19 protein-coding genes are annotated in these 25,836 nt (G+C 38.6%); 16 read left to right on the plus strand and 3 right to left on the minus strand.

Going from position 1 to position 25,836, the window contains the following annotated elements; all coding sequences use genetic code 11:
- Nucleotides 1-39: 39 nt before the first annotated feature.
- Nucleotides 40-2,679, minus strand: coding sequence for a DNA mismatch repair protein MutS (mutS, locus tag F3J02_RS10450; protein ID WP_167249067.1), 2,640 nt, complete (start codon nt 2,677-2,679; stop codon nt 40-42).
- A gap of 669 nt (nt 2,680-3,348) precedes the next feature.
- Here mutS and F3J02_RS10455 point away from each other — a divergent pair.
- The 10 genes from F3J02_RS10455 to F3J02_RS10500 all read left to right on the plus strand — a co-directional run bounded on the left by F3J02_RS10455 (nt 3,349) and on the right by F3J02_RS10500 (nt 18,764).
- Nucleotides 3,349-4,875 carry a TerC family protein gene (locus F3J02_RS10455; protein WP_167249069.1) on the plus strand — a complete coding sequence of 509 codons (1,527 nt, stop codon included), beginning with the start codon at nt 3,349-3,351 and terminating at the stop codon, nt 4,873-4,875.
- Between the two features lie 196 nt (nt 4,876-5,071).
- Nucleotides 5,072-6,016, plus strand: coding sequence for a DUF4424 family protein (locus F3J02_RS10460; protein ID WP_167249071.1), 945 nt, complete (start codon nt 5,072-5,074; stop codon nt 6,014-6,016).
- Nucleotides 6,017-6,123: 107 nt separating this feature from the next.
- A complete protein-coding gene (gene mumR, locus F3J02_RS10465; protein ID WP_167249073.1) occupies nt 6,124-7,035 on the plus strand; it encodes a LysR family transcriptional regulator MumR in 912 nt (303 codons plus the stop codon).
- Between the two features lie 344 nt (nt 7,036-7,379).
- Nucleotides 7,380-8,633, plus strand: coding sequence for an NRAMP family divalent metal transporter (locus tag F3J02_RS10470; protein WP_167249075.1), 1,254 nt, complete (start codon nt 7,380-7,382; stop codon nt 8,631-8,633).
- Nucleotides 8,634-8,668: 35 nt separating this feature from the next.
- A complete protein-coding gene (locus F3J02_RS10475; protein ID WP_167249077.1) occupies nt 8,669-9,433 on the plus strand; it encodes a LamB/YcsF family protein in 765 nt (254 codons plus the stop codon).
- A 2-nt stretch (nt 9,434-9,435) separates the two neighbouring features.
- The gene (locus tag F3J02_RS10480; RefSeq protein ID WP_167249079.1) at nt 9,436-10,251 is read left to right on the plus strand and encodes a putative hydro-lyase; all 816 of its coding nucleotides are present in this window, start codon (nt 9,436-9,438) and stop codon (nt 10,249-10,251) included.
- A gap of 33 nt (nt 10,252-10,284) precedes the next feature.
- Nucleotides 10,285-11,868: an urea amidolyase family protein gene (locus tag F3J02_RS10485; protein WP_167249081.1), complete on the plus strand. Its 1,584-nt coding sequence runs from the start codon at nt 10,285-10,287 to the stop codon at nt 11,866-11,868.
- On the plus strand, nt 11,868-13,586 hold the full coding sequence (locus tag F3J02_RS10490; protein ID WP_167249521.1) for an acetyl/propionyl/methylcrotonyl-CoA carboxylase subunit alpha: 1,719 nt from the start codon (nt 11,868-11,870) through the stop codon (nt 13,584-13,586). The genes F3J02_RS10485 and F3J02_RS10490 overlap by 1 nt, the downstream gene beginning before the upstream one ends.
- A 1,273-nt stretch (nt 13,587-14,859) precedes the next feature.
- Nucleotides 14,860-15,876, plus strand: a complete 1,017-nt coding sequence (locus F3J02_RS10495; protein WP_167249083.1) for an AraC family transcriptional regulator — start codon at nt 14,860-14,862, stop codon at nt 15,874-15,876.
- Nucleotides 15,877-16,427: 551 nt separating this feature from the next.
- Nucleotides 16,428-18,764 (plus strand): TonB-dependent hemoglobin/transferrin/lactoferrin family receptor, encoded by a 2,337-nt coding sequence (locus tag F3J02_RS10500; protein WP_167249085.1) that lies wholly within the window; start codon nt 16,428-16,430, stop codon nt 18,762-18,764.
- Nucleotides 18,765-18,863: 99 nt separating this feature from the next.
- Here F3J02_RS10500 and F3J02_RS10505 read toward each other — a convergent pair whose 3' ends face one another.
- The gene (locus F3J02_RS10505; protein WP_167249087.1) at nt 18,864-20,009 is read right to left on the minus strand and encodes a DUF1624 domain-containing protein; all 1,146 of its coding nucleotides are present in this window, start codon (nt 20,007-20,009) and stop codon (nt 18,864-18,866) included.
- A gap of 282 nt (nt 20,010-20,291) precedes the next feature.
- Between F3J02_RS10505 and F3J02_RS10510 the strand changes: the two genes are divergently transcribed.
- The 3 genes from F3J02_RS10510 (at nt 20,292) to F3J02_RS10520 (ending at nt 22,075) form a co-directional block, all read left to right on the plus strand.
- Complete coding sequence (locus F3J02_RS10510) at nt 20,292-20,579, plus strand: hypothetical protein (protein WP_167249089.1); 288 nt, start codon at nt 20,292-20,294, stop codon at nt 20,577-20,579.
- A gap of 656 nt (nt 20,580-21,235) precedes the next feature.
- On the plus strand, nt 21,236-21,562 hold the full coding sequence (locus tag F3J02_RS10515) for a hypothetical protein (RefSeq protein WP_167249091.1): 327 nt from the start codon (nt 21,236-21,238) through the stop codon (nt 21,560-21,562).
- A 285-nt stretch (nt 21,563-21,847) separates the two neighbouring features.
- Nucleotides 21,848-22,075 (plus strand): hypothetical protein, encoded by a 228-nt coding sequence (locus tag F3J02_RS10520; protein ID WP_167249093.1) that lies wholly within the window; start codon nt 21,848-21,850, stop codon nt 22,073-22,075.
- Between the two features lie 197 nt (nt 22,076-22,272).
- Here F3J02_RS10520 and F3J02_RS10525 read toward each other — a convergent pair whose 3' ends face one another.
- The gene (locus tag F3J02_RS10525; protein WP_167249095.1) at nt 22,273-22,503 is read right to left on the minus strand and encodes a hypothetical protein; all 231 of its coding nucleotides are present in this window, start codon (nt 22,501-22,503) and stop codon (nt 22,273-22,275) included.
- 291 nt (nt 22,504-22,794) lie between these two features.
- Between F3J02_RS10525 and F3J02_RS10530 the strand changes: the two genes are divergently transcribed.
- From F3J02_RS10530 to F3J02_RS10540, 3 genes are all read left to right on the plus strand, one after another.
- Nucleotides 22,795-23,406: a LexA family protein gene (locus tag F3J02_RS10530; protein ID WP_167249097.1), complete on the plus strand. Its 612-nt coding sequence runs from the start codon at nt 22,795-22,797 to the stop codon at nt 23,404-23,406.
- A gap of 4 nt (nt 23,407-23,410) precedes the next feature.
- On the plus strand, nt 23,411-24,709 hold the full coding sequence (locus F3J02_RS10535) for a Y-family DNA polymerase (RefSeq protein WP_167249099.1): 1,299 nt from the start codon (nt 23,411-23,413) through the stop codon (nt 24,707-24,709).
- A gap of 175 nt (nt 24,710-24,884) precedes the next feature.
- Nucleotides 24,885-25,793, plus strand: coding sequence for an AraC family transcriptional regulator (locus F3J02_RS10540; RefSeq protein ID WP_167249101.1), 909 nt, complete (start codon nt 24,885-24,887; stop codon nt 25,791-25,793).
- Nucleotides 25,794-25,836: the final 43 nt, after the last annotated feature.

Genomic DNA, 25,836 nt, shown 5'->3' on the forward strand with positions numbered 1-25,836 from the left:
GAACAAGCTGAAATGAGCAACTTGTTCCAAAAAGTGTATTTAAGATTTCAGTGCGGCTTTTAGAGAATAGAGCTGCTCTAATGCCTGACGTGGCGTTAAATCATCAACATCAATTTGGTGTAATAACTCCAAAGCAGGTGATGGTTTTTCAACCTCAATCACTTTCTCAACGACTTGAGTTTCGATCTCGTGCTCAACTGAACTAAATAGATCATTCTGCACACTGCTCTGTAAGTGTTGATGTTGCTGCTTTTCCAGAATCTTTAAGCGTTTTTGCGCCTCTTTAATCACGTTAGCTGGAATACCTGCTAACTTGGCAACTTGTAAACCATGACTTTGGCTGGCAGGGCCATGTTGAACTTTATGCAGCAAAATTAAATTACCGTTCAGTTCTTGGGCGGTAACATGATAGTTATCAATACCAGCTTCACCGCCCAATTCGGTTAACTCAAAGTAATGTGTTGCAAATAGGCAGAGGCATTTCACCCGTTTGGTTAAATCAACCACACAGGCCCAAGCTAAAGAAAGACCATCATAGGTACTGGTGCCACGACCCACTTCATCCATCAGCACTAAAGATTGACTGGTTGCATGATGCAAAATTTGTGAGGTTTCAGTCATCTCTACCATAAAGGTTGATTTGCCTGTTGATAAATCATCAGCAGAACCAATACGAGTAAAGATACGGTCAATTGATCCCAGTTTTGCCGCTTTGGCCGGTACAAAACTACCGCAATAGGCGAGCAAACTGATCAATGCAGTCTGACGCATAAAGGTCGATTTACCCCCCATGTTTGGCCCTGTAATAATTGCCATACGATGCTGTGCATCTAGGAAAGTATCATTCGGTGTAAAAGGCGCCTTATTTAAAGCTTCAACCACAGGATGGCGGCCAGCCTGAATTTTGATACTGGTTTCAGGGGTATATTCGGGTCTTGCCCAATTGTTGAGTCGAGCTTGATGTGCAAAGTTTGCAAGCACATCAATATAGGCAATCGCAGCACTCATCATTTGTAAATGCGCAATGTTTTGACGTAATGCATCTAATAATGATTCAAACAAAAGCTTTTCACGGGAGAGGGCACGTGACTCACTAGAAAGGACCTTATCTTCAAAACCTTTGAGTTCAGGCGTGATATAACGTTCTGCATTTTTGAGAGTCTGACGACGAATATAGTCAGCTGGAGCTTGTTCAGCTTGGGCGCGGGTCAGTTCAATATAATAACCGCTAACACGGTTATAGCCGATTTTCAGGGTATTGATCCCCGTACGTTCGCGCTCTTTAATTTCCAAGTCAATCAAGAATTGTCCAGCATGATCACGAATTTTACGTAACTCATCCAGTTCATCATCATAACCTTCTGCAATTACATTGCCATCACGTAACAATACCGGCGGACTTTCAACAATTGCAGCCATCAGATGTTGATGCAGACTCTTAAAGTCGCCAAGTTCTTCATCTAATTGAATTAATAGCTTAGATTGCTGAGTTTTCAGCACAGGATCTAAGGCGTGGCGTAAGAAAGGGATCTGTGCACAAGCTTGACGTAGTTGCACCAAATCTCGTGGACGCGCGCTGCCGAGCGCAACACGACTCAGTACGCGTTCAATATCGCCAATTTCTTTTAAAACTAAGCGAAGCGGTGATTCATGGTAGCCTTTTAACAATTGCTCGGTTGCATCAAGACGTGCATCTAAAACAGCAGTGTCACGAATAGGCTGCATTAACGTGCGGCTCAGTAAGCGTCCGCCCATCGCTGTTTGGCAATCATTAATCAATTGGAACAGCGAAGTACCATGATCAAACAACGGTTCGATAATTTCTAAATTGCGACGGGTGATTGGATCAAGTGCAATGAAGTCTGTACTTTGCTCAATTTGAATTGAACGAATATGCGGCAAGGCTGTTTTTTGGGTTTCTTTTGCATAGTGAATTAACGCTGCTGCCGCTGCTTTCGCGAGGGGAATTGGATCTAGCCCAAACCCAGATAAAGTTGAAACACTAAACTGATCACATAAGGTTTTTTGTGCATTATTTAAATTAAAATCAACGTTTGGACGTTTGGTAATAGGGCAGTCCAGATTTTTCTTAATCTGTTCAATAATATTTTGATCCACTAGATCTTCATCGATCAAAATTTCGCTTGGCATTAAACGAGCCAGTTCGATTGGGAGCTGTTCAGGTTTATAGTCTTGTTGCTGAACTTTAAAAATACCTGCACTCAAGTCGAGCAAAGCAAAACCAATCTGATTTTGTTGAATACACAGTGCAACCAGATTTGAGGATTGGTAACTACCAAGCAGCGCATCATCGGTTAAGGTTCCCGGTGTTAAAATACGCACAACTTTACGTTCTACAGGACCTTTGCCTGTAACTTCACCGACTTGTTCGCAGATCGCGACAGTACGCCCAGCTTTGACTAAACGCGCGAGATAACCTTCAGCTGCATGATAAGGAACGCCAGCCATAGGAATAGGTTGACCGCTGGCTTTACCACGATGGGTCAGGGTAATCCCTAAAAGTTTGGCTGCTAAGTGTGCATCTTCAAAGAATAGCTCGTAAAAGTCACCCATACGGTAGAACAGCAATGCATGCTGATAATCCGTTTTGACTTTGAGATACTGCTGCATCATCGGCGTATGAGATGAAAGGTCAGCCATGATTTCAGCGCTATTCATGTATGTTAAATCCTTAAATTTAAATAATAAATAAGTTTAATTTGAACTTTTGGCTGTCTCGCCAATTCTAACAAGCACTGTAAAATTCGACTTAATAGCGAAGGAAGTATACCTTTCTAAGGACTTCTTTTCTGTCAAAATTGAGTCAACAGTGTATGAGAAATTGAATGACTTCCTCGGTATAGTCATCTTAACAAATTGAGAAAGATTCACAAAAAGGAATCCTAAGATGTATGCGGAAATAAACAGCAAAAAGAAAATTATTTGATTTGCTTGTGTAATCAGCCAAGCGTCGGCATAGCATTAAAACTGGTAAGCAAAAAGAGCTTAGATTGTTTGTGTGGATTTCTTTTAAATCTGAAAATAATGTCCTGATTTGTTTTGTTAATAGCGCTATGTTGTGATTATCGCGCTTTTAAAATATGTAACAAATTGTTCAAAATTGAATTAAATAATAAACTTTAATTGTGTGTAATATATTGATATTTAATATATTTGTATTGATCTGCTCAGCTTGTATATGTTTTTTAAAAAAATAAACTCAATCCTGAAAGATTAGGCATAATCAGAGCAACTATTGTCAAAAAGGTTAACATAAATGGATCCCTCGCCGGGTACAAATTTAAAATACAATTTCATGACTCCTTGTTTTTGTTTAAGGAGTAAGTAATGGAATTTTTATTAGATCCAGGGATTTGGGTAGGTTTGCTTACTCTGATCGTTTTAGAGATTGTTTTAGGGATTGATAATCTCGTCTTTATTGCCATTTTGGCAGATAAACTTCCTCCTTCCCAACGCGATAAAGCCAGAATCATTGGTTTGTCTCTCGCATTGATCATGCGTTTGGGCTTATTGTTCGCCATTTCTTGGTTAGTCACTTTAACCAAACCGCTTATTTTCATTTTTGATTGGTCTTTTTCGGGTCGAGATCTGATTCTTTTATTCGGTGGTTTATTCTTACTCTATAAAGCGGTAAGTGAATTGCATGAACGAATGGAAGGCAAAGCCGAAGTCAAAATTACCACTAATGTAGTGTATGCGAGCTTCACAGCAGTCGTAGCCCAAATTGTCGTATTGGATGCCGTATTCTCATTAGACTCGGTCATTACCGCAATTGGTATGGTGGATAATATCTACGTCATGATGGTGGCGATGGTTGTGGCCATGCTGGTGATGCTACTTGCTTCTAAACCATTAACTGAGTTTGTGAATCGACACCCAACCGTCATCATTCTTTGCTTAAGCTTCTTACTGTTAATTGGTATTAGCTTGATTGCCGAAGGCTTTGGTTTCCATATTCCTAAAGGTTATATCTATTCGGGTATTGGTGTTGCAATTGTGATTGAGGCATTCAATCAGTTCACGCAGCGGAACAGGTCTAAACATGAGTCGAAGATCCCGTTACGGAATCGAACAGCAGATACGATTTTAAAGCTTATGGGTGGCAAAGCAGAAACCACAGCGACAAATCCGCTACAACATTTGCAAGCGCAAGAGACCTTTGATGATCAAGAACGTTATATGATTGGTGGTGTATTAATGCTGGCAGAACGATCTGTCGCATCAATCATGACGCCACGCAGTCAAATTTCGTGGATTAACATTGATGAAACGCCAGAGAAAATTCGAGAGCAGGTTTTATCCGTACCGCATAGTTTATTTCCACTCTGTCGAGGCAGCTTAGATAAAGTTCTGAGTGTAGTTCGCGCCAAGGAAATTCTGGATGTGCTGGATGATGAAACGCAATTAAAATCTTTGATCAAAGCACAACGTCCGATTTTTATTTTTGAGAAAATGAAAGTGATTGATGTGATCAATACATTGCGGACTTCCAAAGGTTCATTGGTGCTCGTCAATGACGAGTTTGGAAATGTGCAGGGTGTAATTTCGCCTTTAGACGTTTTTGAAGCGATTGCGGGTGAGTTTCCAGATGCCGATGAACAGCTTGATTTGATCCAAGTTGATGAAAGCACTTGGAAAGCTACAGGCACATTAGATTTGTATCAACTTGAATTGCAGTTAGGTGTTGATTTAGTCGATGAAGAGACAGCTTATATTACCGTGTCGGGACTTATCCTCGACAAAAGTAACGGCCAAGTAGAAGTCGGCTCAATGCTGGACTATCAAGACTTACAATTTGAGGTGGTGGAGATGGAGAGCAATCGGATTAAAACGGTGATGATTCGATTAAAGTAAATCATCTTGCTAAAAGTAGCGTTCATGGTTTGATAAAGCTTTGAACTTGAGTGTAAAAGTCTGAATCAGGGGAGTAGTTTGTGATCAACAGGCTGCTCTTTTTTTAAATATGCAATAAGTAAAAAAGTGAACATCTACGTCTTCGAGCCGCTATGATTGATTCTGATAATGACAATCTTAAATTGGACGCTTAAAAATGAAAAAAATCATCTTGGCATTTTCTATTTTGATGCAAATACCCGCGTATAGCCTAGCTAATGATTCAACGGGTTATGTGGGTACTGGGGGAGTGTCCTATCTTAAAAATGCGCATGTTGCGATGCAAAGTGAAGACTTATTTATTAGCAAGAAGCTGATTAAAGTGGATTACCTTTATAAAAATTTAAGCAATAAAGATGTGACGGAAACCGTTTTGTTTCCCTTACCACGTATTGATAACTTCTTTGATTCGGATTTTGCCCATACCGAAGCACTGCTAAAAAGCTTTAAAATTATTGTTGATGGTAAAAATATTCAGCCAGAAATGCATGTACGTACTTTTATTCAAAGGGATGAAAAGTCACCGTTGATTGATGCAACAGATGTATTTAAACAATGTGGTTTTAGCCAAACAGAGATGCTTAATCCTTGGATGCGCAACAATGATGACTATAGCTATTTTGTCGATAAATTAAAGCAATGTAAGCAGCCACAAATACAGAAAATATTAGCGAACTTTAAAAAAGATGATGAAATTCCATGGTCATCTCAAGTAATTTACAGTTGGAAGCAAACCTTTAAAGCCAATGCTCTGACCAAAATTCAGCATCAATATCAACCTTTGGTGGGTGGTGCGGTTGCCCTATATCCTGATGAATATAATCAGAACTTTTGTATGGATGCTCAATTTAAACAGGGCTTAAAAAAAGCCAAAGCAGAGAATTCACCGTTTAATGCTTTAAGCTATATTCTGACCACAGGGGCAAATTGGGCTAAACCGATTGAAAATTTTAAATTGACGATTGAGCGTGATAAGAATGAATTGGTTTCATTTTGCTGGAATGGCAAAGTCGAAAAAATCAGTCCAACTCAATTTCAGATGACCAAACGTAACTTCGTTCCCAAACAGGATTTGGATATCATTTTTGTGAGAGTGAAATGAGCCAATTTGCAAATGACTGCAACAAAAATCAATAAATGAGTAGCTTAATCAGGCTTTTCACTCTCATACTATCGAGTTAGAAAGGGACATTTAACTCAGGATTGAACGTGAATTTAAAGAATCTGGAAGCATTTTACTGGGTGGTGACGCTGAATAGTTTTAATAAGGCAGCGACAAAATTACAAACCACCCAGCCTGCGGTATCACAGAAAATCACTGCTATTGAAAATGACTTAGGATTTAAAGTTTTAGATCGAAGTTTTCGTCAACTGAAACCCACCCATAAGGGGATGACCTTATTTAAATATGCTGAAAAGTTGATGCGTTTAGAAACTGAGCTCATCGCAGAATTAACTGAAAATAAGCATTTGACTGGCACAATTCGTTTGGGCGTTTCGGAAACCATTGTCTACACATGGTTGGTAGAATATATAGAGAAAGTTCAGCAGGAATTTCCTAAAGTTTCTGTAGAAATCGTGGTTGATTTGACTCCGAATTTACAAGAAGGCGTACGCACAGGTGATCTGGATATGGCCTTTTTACTCGGACCAACGCTGGCTTTTGAATGTATTGAACAGGCATTGTGTGATTTTGAACTCAGCTTCTTGGCTTCACCTTCATTTAAAGGGGGGATTGCTCAAATGTCATTTAAGACCTTAATGTCACATACTATTTTAACCTATCCAAAAATTACCTATCCTTATAAAGAGCTGAAAGCCAAAATGAAGGAACAGGGGCTGGATGAGCCGCTTTCGATCACCAGTTATTCCTTGGCGACATTATTACGTCTTGCCGAGCAAGGTCTGGGGATCGCTGTGGTGCCGACCTTAACTGCTTTAAAAGAAATTACCGATGGTCGATTAGAAATATTAAATACGCCAATTAAGTTAAAGACCTTCCACTTTACCTCGATTTATATTCAAGGCAATGATGCTGCATTGAAAGAAAAATTAACCGATGTCGCCGTGATGGTTTCTGAAAGCGCGATGAAAAGCTTGAATGAGAAAATAAAAATTTGAGCTGGTTAAAGCAAGCTTCTGTAAGAGCCGTGTATGTGGAGTCCAACAGCTGCTGAGCTAAAAAATTATAAAAGCAGCTTATCAGGAGTGATAAGTAAAATTTATATTCGAACTAATCACAAATAAAAAGTAATTAAATTCAATATATTGGTTTTAATTTTATATCTAAAAAGGCGTATTGTTCAGTTGGCTAGCATATGTTTTTATTTGAACGAGAAGATTTGATTACCCATCGCTGAGTGGGAGAACAGGGAATCTTTGTGATTTAAAAAGGATTAAAGAAGATCGTTTGTCAATAAAATGATGCTCTTGGATCAAGTCAAAAATAGCGTTATTGAGCTCAAATGGATGAGGAACGCATCAATATGTCTTTACTGAAATCTTCTTTGCTATCAGATCGCCAATGGGCCATTGTCGCCTCGATCTTTATGATGGCAACCTCTGCCATGGGACCCGGGTTTCTAACCCAAACTGCTGTATTTACAGTAAAACTAGGTGCTGCATTTGGTTTTGCCATTTTAGTTTCAATTTTGATTGATTATGTGGTGCAGCAAAATATTTGGCGTGTAGTGACGCTCACGCAAATGCGTGCATCCGATATTGCCAATAAGGCTTTACCAGGCAGTGGTTATTTACTTGCTTTTCTGGTGATTCTAGGCGGTTTCTTCTTTAGCATCGGAAATATTGCAGGTGCTGCATTGGGGCTGAATGCGCTATTTGGTCTGGATACCAAATGGGGCGGTATCCTCAGTGGTGCATTGGCGATTTTGATTTTCGCATCTAGAAAAGCCACGCTTGCGATGGATAAAAGCATGATCGTATTGGGATTGCTGAAAATTATCCTGATCATCATTGTGGCTGTGATTGTGATGCCTCCTGTTGGGCAGGCGGTACAGCAAACCTTTGCGCCAGATCAGATTGACTTTGCCATTATTACCACCATTGTCGGTGGCACGGTAGGTGGCTATATCTGCTATGCAGGTGCACACCGCTTACTGGATAAAGGTGCTGTTGGCCCCGAAAATATTGATGAAGTGGCCAAAGCTGCGACCAAGGGCATTGTTGTAGTTGGGATCATGCGCTATGTCTTATTTTTAGCATTCTTGGGTGTGGTGGTGAGCGGAGCGAATATTGATTTAGCCAGCCATAATGCCAATCCAGCGGCACAAGCATTCCAGTATGCTGCGGGTACATTTGGTTATAAATTATTTGGCCTGATCTTTTGGGCAGCGGGTATTAGTAGCACCATTGGTGCAGCCTATACCTCGGTTTCATTCTTTAGTGCATTTAAAAAGAATTTAACCCCAAAACAAAGCAACTATACCACCATCACTTTTATTGCCTTAGCCTTATTACTTTATGTGGTATTGGGGGCAACACCAGCAGGTCTACTCATTTTTGTCGGTGGTTTTAACGGTTTAGTGTTGCCAATTGGCCTTACCATTTTTGTGTATGTTGCGGCTTGCCGTAGAGACTTGATGGGCAATTATAATTATCCAAAATGGTTAATTGTTCTAGGTGCAGTCACCTGTGTATTGACGTGGTGGATGGGCTATATGTCATTTACGACCGTGTTTAACTATTTGACCAAACTTTAAGCCAGATAATCGTACAGCGAAAAAGGAATGATGCCATGTTTGTTGATTTAAACAGTGATTTGGGCGAAAGCTTTGGCTCATGGAAAATGGGCAATGATGACCAGATTTTACCTGTAGTGACCAGTGCCAATATCGCATGTGGCTTTCATGCAGGTGATCCACTTGGTATTTTAAAAACAGTTCGTAAAGCTGTTGAATTGGGCGTCACGATTGGGGCGCATGTGTCTTATCCAGATCTGGTTGGTTTTGGCCGCCGTAACATGGATCTATCACGTGACGAACTGATTGCCGATGTGCTGTATCAAATTTCAGCATTGGACGGTTTGGCAAAAGTGGCAGGCTCAAAAGTGCAATATGTTAAACCACATGGTGCACTGTATAACACCATTGCCCATGATCAAGCTCAGGCAGCCGCAGTGATTGATGCGATTAAGATGTACAACCCTGAACTGGTTTTAGTGGCTTTGGCGGGGTCAAGCTTGGTCGTGCAGGCGCGTGCCGCTGGTTTAAACGTGGTGTCAGAAGCATTTGCAGATCGTGCTTATAACCGTGATGGTTCACTGGTTTCGCGTCGTCTAGACGGTGCTGTTTTACATGATTCGGTATTTGTTGCGAGTCGTGTGGTGTCTATGCTTAAACAGGGTGGAGTCGAGTCAATTGATGGTGTATTTACCCCAATTCAAGCCGATACCATTTGCCTACATGGCGACACCGACGGTGCATTAGAAATGTCGGCAGCCATTAAAGCCGAGCTTGTAAAAAACAAGATTGAAATCCGCCCATTTGTAAACAAAGCATAAGGATGAGCACCATGTATAAGGATATTAAAGTCGATCCAGCTCAGCTTGACGCTGCTTTAGATGCGCGTTTAAAAATCCGTGCAGGCTTTGACCAGCCAACAGCAGGAATGGCAGCAGGCATGACGCAGGTGAATATGATTTCGGTGCCAAAAGCGTGGGCATATGATTTTTTACTCTATGCGCATCGTAACCCGCAAAGCTGTCCAGTACTTGATGTGCTTGAAGAAGGCATCTATGTAACTCAGCTTGCGGCAGATTCAGATATCCGCACCGACTTTCCACGCTATCGCATTTGGAAAGATGGAGAAATGGTTGAGGAAGTGACCGATGCCAGTGAGATTTATAACGCTCACCCTGATTTAGTGACTTTTTTGATTGGTTGCAGTTTTTCTTTTGAAACCGCTTTGCAAGAAGCAGGGATTGAAGTTCGCCATATTCATGACAACACCAATGTGCCGATGTATCTAAGCAATATTCAGTGCCAGCCAGCAGGGCGTATTTCAGGGAATATGGTGGTTTCAATGCGACCAATTCCATCGCATCAAATTAGTGAAGCGGTAAAAATTACAGCACGGATGCCAAGTGTACATGGCGCACCTGTACATATTGGTCATCCTGAAAGCCTAGGAATTTTAGATGTAAATAAGCCTGACTTTGGCGATGCTTCTCGTATTGAAGCGGGTGAAATCCCCGTGTTTTGGGCATGTGGAGTCACCCCGCAAGCGGCAGTCATGAACTCGAAAATTCCTTTTGCGATTAGTCATGCACCGGGTCATATGTTGATTACCGACATTCCTGATCGCGCATGGATGGGCTAATTGGACTAAAGAATAATTAAAAAGGATAAATAAATGCGTTTTTTATCGGTAAACGCCGATTGTTTTCTGATTGAGCTTACGAGCCTCGAAGAAACATTGGCGTTGTACAATAAATTGCAACATACGCAATTGAATGGAATTAAAGACTTAGTCCCCGCTGCAAAAACAATTTTGGTTTTTTTTAACGAGATCGAAACCAACTTTAAAACGCTGCTTACTTCGATTCAGGGACTAAAAGTAGATTCTGGATTTGAGCGTAGTAGCCAAGAAGTAGTTGTGCCGATTCGTTACGATGGCGAAGACCTTGCTCAAGTTGCAGAGTTACAAGGCTTGTCTGTAGCTGATGTGATTAGAAAACATCAGCAAAGCGTCTGGAATGTGGCTTTTATTGGGTTTGCACCAGGCTTTGCTTATATGAGCAGTCCCGATCAACCTTTTACTGATATTCCGCGCTTAACAGTTCCGCGAAAAAAAATTCCCTCAGGCGCTTTAGGCTTAGCTGGAAAATACTCTGGTATTTACCCAAAAGACAGTCCGGGTGGTTGGCAGTTGATTGGCACAACATCGGAAAAAATGTGGGATTTAGAGCGGGAAAATCCAGCACTCTTGTTACCGGGCATGACCGTACATTTTGAAGATGTCACGCATCATCCAATCACTGTAAATGTACTGCAGCAAATCACGCGTACTGTTGAACCGAAACAATCGGTGCCGGTGTTTACGATTATTGCGCCAAGTTTACAAATGCTGATTCAAGATGAAGGGCGATTCAATCAGACCAATATTGGCGTTGGAGTGGCGGGTGCAATGGATTTATCTGCCATGCACAGTGCCAATCGTATTGTGGGAAATCCAATCGATACCCCCGTGATTGAAGTTTTAAACGGTGGCTTAAAGGCCAAAATGCAGCATGCTGGCGTTATTGCAGTGGCTGGAGCTATTTCAAATATTCGTGTGAAATTTGCCGACGGTCAAACCGCAGACTTTGCAAGCTATCAACCGATTGATCTGGACTTAGGCGATGAGTTTCAAATTCAGCCACCAACGGCAGGCTTACGAAACTATGTTGCCGTTCGTGGTGGTATCGATATTCAGCCTGTACTGAATAGTACCTCGTTTGACAGCTTAGCGATGTTAGGACCAGAACCTTTAAAGCTTGGGGATACCCTTTATCAAGGGCAAGTGAAGGCGGCTAACATTAGTGTCAATGAAGTGGGCAAAACCGATTTGCCCAAAGCTGGCGAGGTGGTTGAGCTAGATATTGTGATGGGTCCACGTACTGATTGGTTTGAGCAAGACAGTATTGAGCTGCTCTGCCAGCAGGAATGGTCAGTGACCAATGAAAGTAACCGAGTCGGACTCAGATTGTCAGGTGCGCAACCTTTAACCCGAAAAATTACCCATGAACTGGAAAGTGAAGGCACGTGTATTGGTGCTTTACAAATTCCACCGAGCGGTCAGCCAGTTCTATTTATGAATGATCACCCTTTAACGGGTGGATATCCAGTCATTGCCGCTGTTGCTAAACACCATTGGGACTTGGTGGCGCAGATTCCTGCAGGATGTCAGATCAAATTTAAAAAAATTGCCGAATTTACAGATTTTGAGAATAAATGATGAATACTGAAAAATTATTGATTGCGAATCGTGGTGAAATTGCCGTTCGAATTATCCATGCTTGCCGTGATATGGGAATTGCATCGGTCGCACTCTATGCAGATGACGATATGGGCAGCATGCATGTCGAGCTTGCAGATGAAGCATGGGGCTTGGCTGGTGCGACTACCAGTGAGACCTATTTAAATATTCCAGCTATTATCGAAGTTGCAAAGAAATCCAAAGCCACAATGGTACACCCAGGTTATGGCTTCTTATCTGAACGTGCTGAATTTGCCCAAGCAGTGATTGATGCAGGCTTAAAATGGGTCGGGCCATCACCGAGTGCCATTGAAAAATTAGGCGATAAAATTGAAGCCCGCAAAATTGCAGCGTCGGTGGGTGCACCCTTGGTACAAGGTACTCAAGACCCATTGAATAATGCTGATGAAGCTTTAGCATTTGCCAAACAATTTGGTTTGCCGATTGCGATTAAGGCGGCATTTGGTGGCGGTGGTCGTGGCTTAAAAGTGGCATGGAAGCTTGAAGAAGTAAAAGAGCTATATGAATCCGCTGTTCGAGAAGCCAAGGCTGCATTTGGACGGGGTGAATGTTTTGTCGAGCAATATCTAGATCAACCACGTCATGTCGAAGCACAAGTCATTGCCGATCAACATGGAAATATTGTAGTACTCGGAACACGTGATTGTTCTTTGCAACGTCGAAACCAGAAGTTAGTTGAAGAAGCGCCAGCACCGTTTATCAGTAATGAGATCTATCAACAAATCTTGAGTTCAGCAAAAAATATCTGTCAGGCCGCCAATTATGTTGGTGCAGGGACGGTTGAATATTTATTGAGTCGAGATGGAAAGCTTTCATTTTTAGAAGTGAACACTCGTTTGCAAGTTGAACATCCTGTCACAGAGGAAACAGCAAAAGTCGATTTGGTGGTAGAACAAATCTGTGTCGCACAAGGCCATACATTGTCGATTCAAGAAACACCAAAAGCACAAGGTCATGCCATTGAGTTTCGTATTAATGCCGAAGATCCAGCACGTGGTTTTATTCCAGCATTTGGTGTGCTGAGCTTATTTGAAGCGCCATTTGGCAACGGTGTGCGTGTCGATACAGGGGTTCGAACTGGGTCATTGGTGTCGAGTCATTTCGACTCACTGATGGCAAAACTGATTGTGACTGGTCCAACCCGTGAAGTTGCTATTGCGCGTGCTAAACGTGCGTTAAAGCAATTTAAAATTGAAGGTATCGCATCAGTTTTAGATTTTCATCGTGCAGTACTCAATGAACCTGACTTTAGCGATGAATTTAAGGTACATACTCGTTGGATTGAAAATGATTTCAAACAAGAATTAAAGCCAATCAAACGAAGCATTCCTAATCATCAACAACCGATGCTGCTCAGCTACATTGAAATTGATGGGAAATTACATCGTTTAGGTTTACCTGCGGGTATGTTTGCACAAGGCCCAGCAACCGCAGTACAAGCACAAACTGCCGAGCTTGAGGTGAGTGCAGAGCACTTGTTGGCTCCGATCAATGGTGTAATTAGTTCATGGAAAGTCACTCAGGATGAGCAAGTGACTGAAGGACAGATTGTCGCGATTATGGAAGCCATGAAAATGGAAGTGCCTGTGCTTGCACATAGAAGTGGAACGCTTAAAATCCTCGTCGAGCAAGGCATAACGTGTCAGGCAGAAACAAGTATTGCTAAGATTGTTTAAAAACCAAACATTTCTCTTAACGATCAAGATCAAACTTTCCTGAATAACCCTTTTGATCAGGCAATCTTTGGTCTTGATGAAATTTTTCAAAAATATTTGGAGCTATTTCTGATTGGCAATAAAATAGATAAATATTTCATAGTGATAGAATAAAAATGAAACCAATTTATGTTGTGAAAGTTGGTGGATATCATGAATGTTTCATTTTTTAATAAATTTTATTTTACATCTATGGTTTTTTGATTGTATATCCATCTTAAAAAAGAAGAAAAAATCAACATAAAGAATGAATCTATATATTTTTTTGATAAGTCATTGTTCTTGGATATTAGACAGAATGCTTCGTATCATGTAGAAAAAGATAATTTTTATGAATTAAATGCTAATTATTTTATATTCAAAGGGGGTACTTTTCGTTTCATATTATATAACCAAGGTATAAAAGTGGTATATAAAAAGAAACTATTATCCAGTTTTCAAAAATTAAGTGGAAAAAGTCAGGTTGGATCAAAAAATATCTATATAAGAAATGAGCTGTTCTTACTGCTGATGTGTCTGGGTAGGATAAATATAGCTTACGTTTCTTTATTTATATATTTCATATATTTTATTTTTTTAAAAATGGTTGATTTGTATATTTTCGTTGTTTTTTCTATAATTTTTAGCCTTATTATTATCTTAATATTATTTATTTTTCTGTTTTTTTTGGAGCTGTTTTTTATGTAGTTCTATTTAAACTTATCAATTAAACGATATTTAATATAATGGTCTTTAAATGTTTCTCAACCCTATTTGATTATTTTATTCATAAAGCTTGGCAGTGTGATCTTATATGACGCAAATGATGAATCTGCGAAAAAAACCTCTTTTATGATCGCTTTTGTCTATTGAAATGGCTGAGATTGATGATAGTAGCAGGAAAAAATAATTAAAAATGATACAGCGATATAATTGTGTTTAAGGCTTTGAATATAGAATAAAAATCACTTTTAAGCACTTCTTTTGTGCAGACACTTTCACAATCTTAAAACTTTCCTTGAAATGATAAGTTTTTTTATACAAATGATAATTTTTTTCTTAAATTTTAAAGTAGATTTTTAGCATTATCTGTGATTAATATCACAAAAAATGGATTTTTTTGCCGTATTAGTAAGAAAAATGGAAAACTAGATTATCGTTAACTTTTAAGATTGATTAAATAATGTACTTGCACTGCTAGTTTTTTGATTCCTTCTCTGATGTACGGTTTTGGATATGATATGAGTGGGTAGAAATGGTTCTGAGTAATCCTAATCAAGTGAAATTAGTGTCTAGTTCGATGCTTAATTTATTGATTTATTTTTGTGTAAAAAATAACCTTAAAAATGCAAAATATTTGAGTGATTATAAAACAAATGAGTTAATTCCAGTTGGGGAGTGGATAGAATTATTGGAAGAAATTAATCAGAAAAAACCTAAACCAGCACTTGGGTTGGAAATATCAAGTTATACTCAACCTAAACATCTCGGTATTTTGGGTTATATTGCTTCTTCTTGTGAAAATATATTAGAGGTGTTAAATCTTTTTATAAAATATCAACGGCTTTTTTGTGAAACAAAACCAGCGAAGATGTCTATTTCTGATCAATTTATTGTGATTAGTTGGGGCGGAGATCCTTATCTTAAAAATAATCAGTTGGTAGATGAATTATTGATGGGGGTACTTTATACATTTTTAGGAAAACTGGTACATCCTGATAAAATTGAAGTATATAAAATTATCTTTAGCTCAGAAAAAACAAAATTTCTTGGTAATTATGAAAGTTTTTTCGGCTGTCCAGTTGAGTTTGAAGGCGAAGATGTTGAAATATATATTCCGATGACTAGTCTTGATCTGACCGTATCGAATGCTGACCCGGTATTGAATGATATTTTAATTAAACAAGCAAATTTACTACTCTCAAAACGACCTAAGCTTGATGTTTTTGATGAGCTCATCCAAAAAACAATTATTCAGGCTGTACATAAAGGAAATATCAGTGTGGATTATGTTGCCAACAAGTTAGGCTTACCATCCCGTATATTTCAACTGAAATTAAAACAACAAGGATATACATTTAAAGAAAGACTGAATCAAGTTCGTCGAGATTTAGCTTTTGATTATCTTGCAGACCTTAATTTGAGTATTCTAGACATATCGATGTTGTTAGCATACCAAGAGCAAACATCATTTATTCGTGCATTCAAAAGTTGGACGGGGATGAGTCCTTTGCAGTATCGAAAGAAAAGGATTTTAAATCAGCGTTCTTAACTTTAATGGGATACTTATTTGTAAAATCTTAGTTTTAAAATGTCCTTTTTTACTATTATTTTTGATCAATTCGGGCTTATTTTTATATCTTTAAAACTAAGTCCTATGTCTAAAGTATCTATTAAAATTGATCTGAATTCATTTCTACTGCTATTTATAAAAATAAATCTTGGGACTCAAAGCATGGTGTTACTCAGCTTATTCACTCAGAGGAATTGGGCGATCTAAGATTGAATGCAGCTTGAGTTCTTGAGCGATTTGAAAAATCTGTAACAATCCATTTACAAATTCTTAAATGTAAATGATAATTACTATTATTTGTGTTGTTTTGTTGAATGATCGATGCACCATTTATACTCTCTGTAATGCTATTGACTCAAAACTTGTTCCTTCCTCATCGTGATAGGGCTGTATGCGTAGTTTAAGCAAACTTTCACGGTGAATCCGCGTACATTGCATATTTGTTTATGAATGACATTGTATTGCTTAGATTTCTATTCTTTTTAGCGCCTATTTAGGCTCATGGTTCGTTTTAATTTTTAGTGAACATTATGTCCAGATCTCTCTCATCTCAAATGATTATCAAACCTCATGTATTGGCAGTCGCAATTGCTCTATCTATGGGGCTTATGTCACAGGCATTTGCAGATAGCAGCGTAACACCAGCCAAAGTAGTGGTAAAAACGCCTGCAAGTGCAGCGAACGCGAATGCTTTGAACCAAATTTATCAAATGACACCGATTACGGTACAAGCTGAAAAAGAAGACACGATTCAGTTTGGGCAGAGTGTCTTAAATCAAAAAGCGATTGACCGTTATCAAGCAAACAACGTGGCACAATTGCTCGATAACATGCCAAGTGTTGGTTCTGCAGGATCGCCAAGACCTGGTGGACAAACGATTAATATTCTTGGTATGGGGGGAGTTGAGGATGTTCCGATCAGCTTAGATGATTCTGTCAAAAGTTTTGATAAATACCGTCAAGGTTCGGTTTTTATTGAGCCAGAAATTTTAAAAAAGATTACCGTTGATAAAGGTCCACATAATGTTGAAGTTGGTAATGGGGGCTTTGGTGGTAAAGTCACCTTAGAAACTAAAGATGCAACGGACTTATTGGTTGGTGACAAAAAAGTCGGTGCTTTTGCTAAATACTCACGCTTTTCCAATAATACACAAAATACCTATACAGGGGCTGTATATGGTAAGACAGATAACGGCTTAGCAGATGCAATGCTGTATTATACCAATCGTGACAGCGGTGATGTTAAACGCCCCGATGGCAGTAAATTTTTATATTCCGCACAGCAACAAGATACCTATTTAGCGAAGTTGAACTTTCACCCGACAGAAAGCCAGAAAATCAGTTTGAATGCGATGCAAAGTGGGCATAAAGGGTGGGAACCATTCGCTGCTATGCGTGACCAAGATGCAGTGCCAACTGAAGCTGATATCAAGAAATATGGATATGAAGAAGCTTGGAAGCGTCGCTTAGTTTATCGTGATCAAAACGATAGTAGTTATTCACTTGCATATGAGTTTAATCCAGAATCTAATCCTTATTTGAATTTCAAAGCAACCGCTTCATATTCAAAGACGGATCAGCACGACCAACGATTACCAAGTGTTAGTGGTTCTGCAGCAACCTTGGGCAATGAAAGCTGGGTAACCTATACCAATACGGCTTTTAAGCTCAGTAATATTAGTGATATCACAACTGGTTATGGGACGCATAAATTAAAAGTAGGGGCGCAATATCAAAAGATGGAGCAGAACTCGCTCATTTACGATAAGAACAATGCCAAAAAGCCTGATTATAACTTTGGTTATTATGAACCCTATTATATGCCCTCTGGGGACCAGCAGATGCTGAGTGCATTTGTTGAGGACCAATATCAGATCAATAACTTTACCATTACGCCATCACTTCGCTACGATCATATTACCAATACAGGTAATCCGAACCGAGCGCCACGTTATAATGATCCTAGTGCTGGACATGATTATTCAAGTAAAACCTATACAGGTTGGTCGCCACGTTTAGCCTTGGCGTGGAAGCAGGCTGATTATCTGACTTGGTTTGCCAATATCAGTAAGACATGGCGTGCCCCGCGTGTAGACGAGCAGTATTATGTGCAATCAGCGGTGACATCAGTGCCTGCGACTAGTCGTTATTTACACCCTGAAAAGATGCTCGCGATCCGTTTGGGTAATGAAATGAATTTTGATGATGTCTTTGCATCACAAGATCATTTACAAGTTCGTCTCACTTATCATCACAATCGTGGGGCCGATGAAATTTTTCGCAACCTTTCAACCTTTTGTAAGGTGCAAGCAGAAAATAATGCCAATGGTGGAAATGGCAGCATTAATGACTGTAATGGTAACTATCATCATGGTTTTTATCGCAATGTAAATGATTATACGATCAAGGCCTATGAAGCTGAGGTGTTCTATAATCAACCGACTTGGTTTACCGGCTTAACCTATTCATATATTCGTGGGCAGCGTGATAATTCACCTGTGAATCCTTGGCTTGACCAAAAAACATGGATGACTGATATTCCTCCTAAAAAAGCCACAGCGACTTTGGGTGTAAATGTGCCAGAGCATCACTTAACTATGGGTTGGAGAGGAATCTTTGTGGCGGCACAAGATCGAAGTTTGTCTGATAATGATAAATCGATAGCAGCTTCTTCTTTTTCCTTACCAAAGACAAAAGGCTATTCACTACATGGAGTTTATGCTGACTGGCAACCTGTAGGTGAAAAAGGACCAACATTAAATTTCTCAATCGACAATCTGTTTAATCGTGAATATAAAATGTACTTAGGGGAATATATGACGGGTACTGGTCGCGACTATAAATTTAGTATTTCTCAAAAATTCTAGTTATAGCATTGTGCTGTAGCTAAGCTTTGGGCCTGTTAAATCTGTACAGATGTTAGGTTTATTTTCAACAACTGTACGGATTTAACATTTCTTTGGGCTCTAAAAATATTTAAGCAAAGCAATATGCTTATTTCTATGCTTAAAGTCTGAAAATTTAAGGACCAATGGATAAAGTAGGATACTGAGCAAGATTGCAATCAACCAAAGCGATGCAACATGATTTACACCAAAGTATTCTCCTTGATTTGTTCCAAATATATTGACGGCAATCAGGTATAAAGCCTTCAGTACATATAGGTGAACAATATAGAAAAACATCGGTACTGAGCCAAAGACAATTAATGGTTTGATCCATTGCTTAGCTTCAAATTTTTGTAATAACACTAATAGCAGCAGTCCTATACCAACATTCCATAGAATGAAGAGCAGAGATGGAGGGTATTTGGTTAAATTGATAAAGCTCATGGTTGTTTCGGTAATTGTTGGCATTACAATCCATGCTTGATCGCCATACACGTTGATCCATCTTAAGACCAGAAATAAGCCAATACTACATAAACCAAAGTTGAGTAATATCAGATTCCTTTGTTTTGTATCTCGATTTTCTTTAAATGCGATCGTACCAATACAATAACCAAGTGTGATCACACCAATCCAAGGTAAAACTGGATATGATGTTCTAAATCGAATAAATTCTCCAAATTCAATCCAGCCTCGTTCATGCAAAACCATCCATAGATTTTGTAGGATAGGGATATTTTCAAACGAGACCTGATCGAGCAGGTTATGTCCAAAAATAATAATAAGACTGACTGCCCATAAAGCTTGCCGTGGTAAGCCAACTAGCGCTGCCAAAGCCAGCATACTCAAACCAATGGCCCAAATAACCTGTAAATAAATCACATCGGGTGGGAAGCTTCCCGTCCAAGCAAAGTTGATCACAACCAGTTCAAGAAAAATCAGAAATAACCCACGCTTGAGCAAAAAATCGCGTGTCATCGCAATATTATTCTTGGCTTGATAGAGGTACGCGGATAAGCCTGTTAACAGGACAAACACTGGTGCACATAAATGAGCAAAGACTCGACTCAAGAACAGTGATTCATCAGTATGCGTAATGAGCATGGGGTCGGGCACTTGATGGTGGAGGTAGAAGGTTTCTCGAACATGATCCACCATCATAATGAGGATAACTAAACCTCTTAAAGCATCGATTGCTTGTAAGCGTTGAGGGGGAATTTGCATGAGTCTAAGGTTGTACAAAAGAAATTAATTGTAATGTTATAATATATCAATTTGTGTTTGAGTCAAAGTTCAATCAGGGGGCTTGTCATTGCATGAAATCTAAATGATGTATTTTTTCTCAAAACGCTTTCGATATTTTAAGCATATTGATGTTTTATAAATAATAATAAAAATCAACAAGTTATTTTAATTTTCACTAAATGATAATTTTTTAATACTTTGCTGTTAATTTTTAAACAGGCGTCTTTTATATAATGGGTTTTGCTTTTTAGAGCAGTTATAATGAAAAAATGGATTTGTTTAAGTTGTAGGAAATATAAGAGGTTTGAATCGAAAGATTTTAAGGAGGGTGATGTTGTTTTCTTTTATCAATTTGAAATTGATGCAGAAGAAGTCTATAAAATAATAAGAGAAGGTGTGGTACTAAAAAGGAAAAATAATATTTTGAAAATATTGAATAATGGAGAAATTTTTTATTTAAGAGATCAAGATGTATATCCTATAGATGCGCCTGCTAAATTTATTTACAATATGTTTGGTGTCTGTTGCTGTTCTTTTTATAAGCATTAAAAACTCTACAGAGGAGTGATTAATATTCTAATTTTATCCTAAGAAAGATATTGAAAAATATAAAAATTTAGTGGTCAATAAAATATTTTACCGTATGAAATGAGAGCATTGATTAGTACATGGGGAAGAGCGCATTAAGTATTTCATTCAAATATTTCTATAAATTGACCAACAAGCTGAACCATAGGTCAGTTGCAGGTTGGTCATATAGTTAAACTGGAAATATTGAGCAGTTTGGAAGAAATTCGAAAAACTAAACCTATTTGAGTACTAATTCAAATCAATATGGTGATCTGATGTATTGATGATTCATATTTTGGGTATTTATGCATAAATGTTGCATTATTGCTGTCGGTCACTATCTATCTGCAACTCGTATAGATCAGATTGTACTGCGTGATTACATTGCCGATTTCATCAACAGGTTCTGAATCTGGTTCAAATAAGCCAGTCATAGGAACAGCGACGAAGTAAATTACTTCTATAGAATTGTAAGGAAATGGTATTTTTAAATATAAGTATCAACTTACGCTAGACTATTTATGTCTGGATAGATCTGATTAGTACTGAAAAGTGTTGGATAAAATTTAAATCAATCTACTTAAGCTAACATGTTAAAGTGATGTATCAAAATTAAAATAGGGATGAGATAGAGAATGAGGCGAGCACTATGTTTGATGTCTATTGGGGTTGTATCGACGTTTATTGGAGCAACTGAAATCGCTACAGTGAAGGAAGTAGAAAAAACATCTGCTCCTCTGTTAATAGAGAAAACAAAAGAGTCACTCATTCGCCAATCAACTAAACAAGCAGACATCAATGATGAGGTTGATACGCAGGCTTTAAAACTAGGCGGAATTCATCGTCGGGAAGATGCAAGGCAATATCTTGAATTAAAAAATGAAGTCGAAAAAAGTAGTGATAAATCTTTAGAAAAGAACCAAGCACCCAAACCAGTATCTGTTGATATAACAACTAAATAGATGACCTTTGATTTATGATGCTAATTGATATGATCGTTGGTAATGTATTAGTTTTTGAAAGATACAAGAAGCAAGTGATGAATTATTTTGAAACGTTTTTGGTATCACTGTAACTGTTTAGTTAATTAAATATTAATGAAATTTGTCAATTTGGCGATAATTTCAAGTACTTAATTCCCTAATTAATAAAAATATAATACTTATAACTCTTGTTACAACCATTTAGTCGACAAGCTTAAAAAAAATTCCCATAGTGCTATGAACGATATTATTGGGAGAATTATTATGGATAAGATTACAGTAATTATTAAAGATCAAGAAGAGAATGAGTCAGTTGTAGTAGCACAGTTAAATGACTTGGAAGATAACAATATTCCTTTCTTTAAACGTGTCGAGCATATTGAGGTTGAAGGTAATATTATTTTTCCAAATATGGATCTACTGTTTGAAAGTGAACCTGATGGAAAAATTTATCGACTGGTTGCACCTGTTAACGACAAAAGGTTTATTTAAAATTAAAGCGATTACACTGTTATACAAAAGGCCCACAAAGGATGTTCAAATAGGTGGGTTTTCTTTGAGATATGCAAACGCTTTTGGAAAAACGATATAAGGGTAAGGCTAGAGTGACGAGAAAAGAGCTTGTATGTTAGATCTGTTTGTACAAGCTCTTTGAGTATCCGTCTTGCATAAGAGGGGTATGCCTTTTATCAGTGGATTGGGTTAAGCCCTTTCACAATGTCATTAAACTCTGAACCATTGAGCCAAAAAGATTTCTTTAAAAAAAGTGTGGTCATAATACTTTCTGCGGCTTCACTATTTTGATTTTCACAAAATAATCCATAGCTTTCACCTAGAACGGTATTGTTCTCTATAAGGCGAATAAAGAAAGCATGTTGTTCGTCAGCATAACCAAGAATAGCATCACGTCGATTGTTCATTTTTCATGTCTCCACATCAAAAATATTTGAATAAAACCTAACTGCCGAAAATCAAAAATATTAGTGAATTAGATCAATAACTTAATATTTTAATGTTTGTTTAAAAATTCATAAGTTATTAATTTAAAACATTAATTTTAGTTTGTTTTACATCCTTGTCTAAGTTAAACAAGCTAAAATCTGATCTATGGAATTTATTGTTATGCAAAATTTATTGTACGTCAACTTGAATTTGTAACTTTTTCAAGTTAAATTAATTGAAAGTATTTTAAGCTTGGGTAGGGGGAAATTATGTCCAAAAAAATTGAATTTGAGCATGGTGGTGCAAGAACCAATGCAGGACGGAAGGCACAATTTAGTGAGCCGACCAAAGTCATCCGTGTTCCCGAATCCCAAGTTGATTTCATCAAAAGTTGGTTACTGAATAATGTCAAAACTGGCACTCAAACTGATTTGACGACATCAATGAAAATACAGAATGTCCAAGCTAAGAATGATCGACTTTATCACATTCCACTGGCAACGGAACGTGTTGCTGCAGGTTTTCCGTCGCCTGCCCAAGACCATGTTGAACAAGCTTTAGATTTAAATGAATTTTTAATTCGTAACGAAAATTCTACTTTCATTGTGAAAGCTAATTCTTTGTCGATGTTAGATGCTGGCATTGATATTGATGATCCGTTGGTGGTGGATCGAAGTCTTTCAGCCAAGTCAGGAGATATTGTTATTGCTTTGATTGATAATGATTTTACCGTGAAGCGGTTGATGGTTGATCACCATTTTAGCCCACCTAAAGTATGGCTAAAAGCTGAGAATCCTGACTTCCAAAATATTTATATTACTGAGGGACAAGAGTTACTGATCTGGGGTGTTGTGACTTATAACCTAAAACCAATGAGATAAGCCCATGAGCCTGCCACAACGTATTTTTGCTTTGATTGACGTGAATAACTGTTATGTCAGTTGTGAGCGTGTGTTCAATCCAAAGCTAGAAAATCGTCCTGTGGTGGTCTTGTCAAATAATGATGGTTGTGTGGTTTCCCGTTCCTATGAGGCGAAACAGCTTGGTATTCGAATGGCGGTGCCTTTTTTTCAAATTGAGGAAATTATTCGGCAGCATCAAGTAGAGGTTTTCTCCAGTAATTATGCCCTGTATGCGGAAATGTCACGTCGCTTTATGAATATATTGGGGAGTTTTGTTGACCCATGTGAGCAGGAAGTGTATTCGATAGATGAGTGTTTTTTAGAGTTAACTGCCTACCATCAAAGTTATGATTTGACTGCGTATGCGCATCAGATTTTAGATACCGTCAAAAACTGGTTAGGCTTGCCATGCTGTATCGGCATTGGCTATTCCAAAACCCAAGCTAAACTTGCCAATCATTTAGCCAAGACTCATACCTGCTTTAATAGCGTGTGTAATATCATTGCTGAAGATCCCTGCGTGATTGAAGATTTGTTGCAGCATATGCCTGTGGGAGAAGTATGGGGCGTTGGTCGTAAGATTCGACAACGCTTGGAAAAAATGAATATCTACTCTGTGATGGATTTGTTGCAAGCGGATGCGAAAATGATGGGAAAGTATTTTTCAGTGCTGATGGAGAATACAGTCAAAGAGTTGCAAGGTATGGCTTGTTTAGAACTTGAGGATGTAGTAACGGACCGCCAACAGGTATTGAGTAGTCGTTCATTTGGGCAACCCATTCAAGATAAAAGTGATTTAAGCGGTGCATTGACTGAATTTTGCTTACGCGCGGTTGAACGTTTGAGACAGCAAAAATTACTGTGTAAAGCCATTGGAGTAAGCATCCGTACTAATCGCTTTAATAAAGATCAATATTATCGCCCTTATACAGTGGTGTATTTATCTGACTACAGTGACGATCGTTTAGAAATTATCAAAGCAGTACAGCAGGGGCTTGATCGCATTTTTCAAGCGGGACATCGTTATAAAAAAGCGGAAGTGATTTTGTTGGATATTATTCCACAGCATCGTCATGCTGTGGATTTATTCCATGATACAGATGAGCTGATTGCCCGACGTAATCTGTCTATGGCTTTTGATGGTATTAATGAAAAGTTTGGGCGTGATACCATGACGCTAGGGCGTTTGATTAGTCCGCATGGACGTGCATGGCAGATGACGCAAAATCATAAATCACCGAGTTACCTCACCAAATGGGATGAGGTGTTAAAAGTTATTTAAGATGATAGATCTATTTAAATTGATTACTAAACCTTTATTTACTGATGAAGGATCGCGTGATAAATCTTGAAGATAGAATAAGCATTTATGCAAGACCATATCGACTTTTTTAAGGCATTGAAAGATTGATGGTGGTATGTGAATTTAATTTTTTATTGGAATAAAGAAATCATTTATGGCAAGTCCTGTTGAAAGAACATTAAATATTGATCAACTCACGCATATCGTTTCACGATTTGCTGAAGTGCAGGGAGATCATTGTTCAGTACTGCCACAACTTTCGTTTCACAGTCGAATGAGCCCGACAGATAGTACCCACTGTATCTATAATTTGGGTGTTGGCATGATTTTACAGGGGCAAAAACAAGTCGTTATTGGGGATCAAGTCTACCATTGTCATGCTGGACAGAGCATGTTGACCACAATTGATCTACCTGTAACATCTCATATTGTCCATGCTTCCACGCAGAAACCCTTTTTAGCTGTTTTGCTGTTGCTTGATTTGCAGATGGTAAATCAGGTAGTTGCCGATATGCCTGTTGTAGACTCACCTACAGCAGATTTACCACAGCATTCATTTAGTGTGGAATCGGTTGATACGCCTTTGATTGATGCTTTTTTGAGGCTGGTCAAAGTATTGGATGAACCAATGATGCTTACTCATTTGGCCCCTTTAATTCAAAAAGAAATTATCGTAAGGGTTCTCAATGGCCCTCATGGTGCATATTTACGTCAGTTGGTGAAATCGGGGTCGACCAATCAAAAGATCCATCAAGTGGTGAACTGGTTAAAACATAATTATGTACAACCGATTCGTATGGATGATTTAGCAGAAAAAGCCTTTATGAGCCCATCGACATTTAGACAGCATTTCCGCGCTGTGACGGGGATGAGCCCTCTACAATATCAAAAGCAGTTGCGTTTACAGGAGGCCCGTCATTTGATGTTCAATCAGAATGTTGATGCTGGGCGAGCAGCGGGTTTAGTTGGATATGAAAGTGCATCACAGTTTAGTCGAGAATATAGCCGTTTGTTTGGTGAATCCCCACAACGTGATGTTCAGCGCATGCGACAAAGTTTATAAATTCTGAGTAAGAGAAACAGCAAAATAGGCAAATAAGTGCTTA

The organism is Acinetobacter sp. Tr-809 (assembly GCF_011753255.1).
Lineage (GTDB): Bacteria > Pseudomonadota > Gammaproteobacteria > Pseudomonadales > Moraxellaceae > Acinetobacter.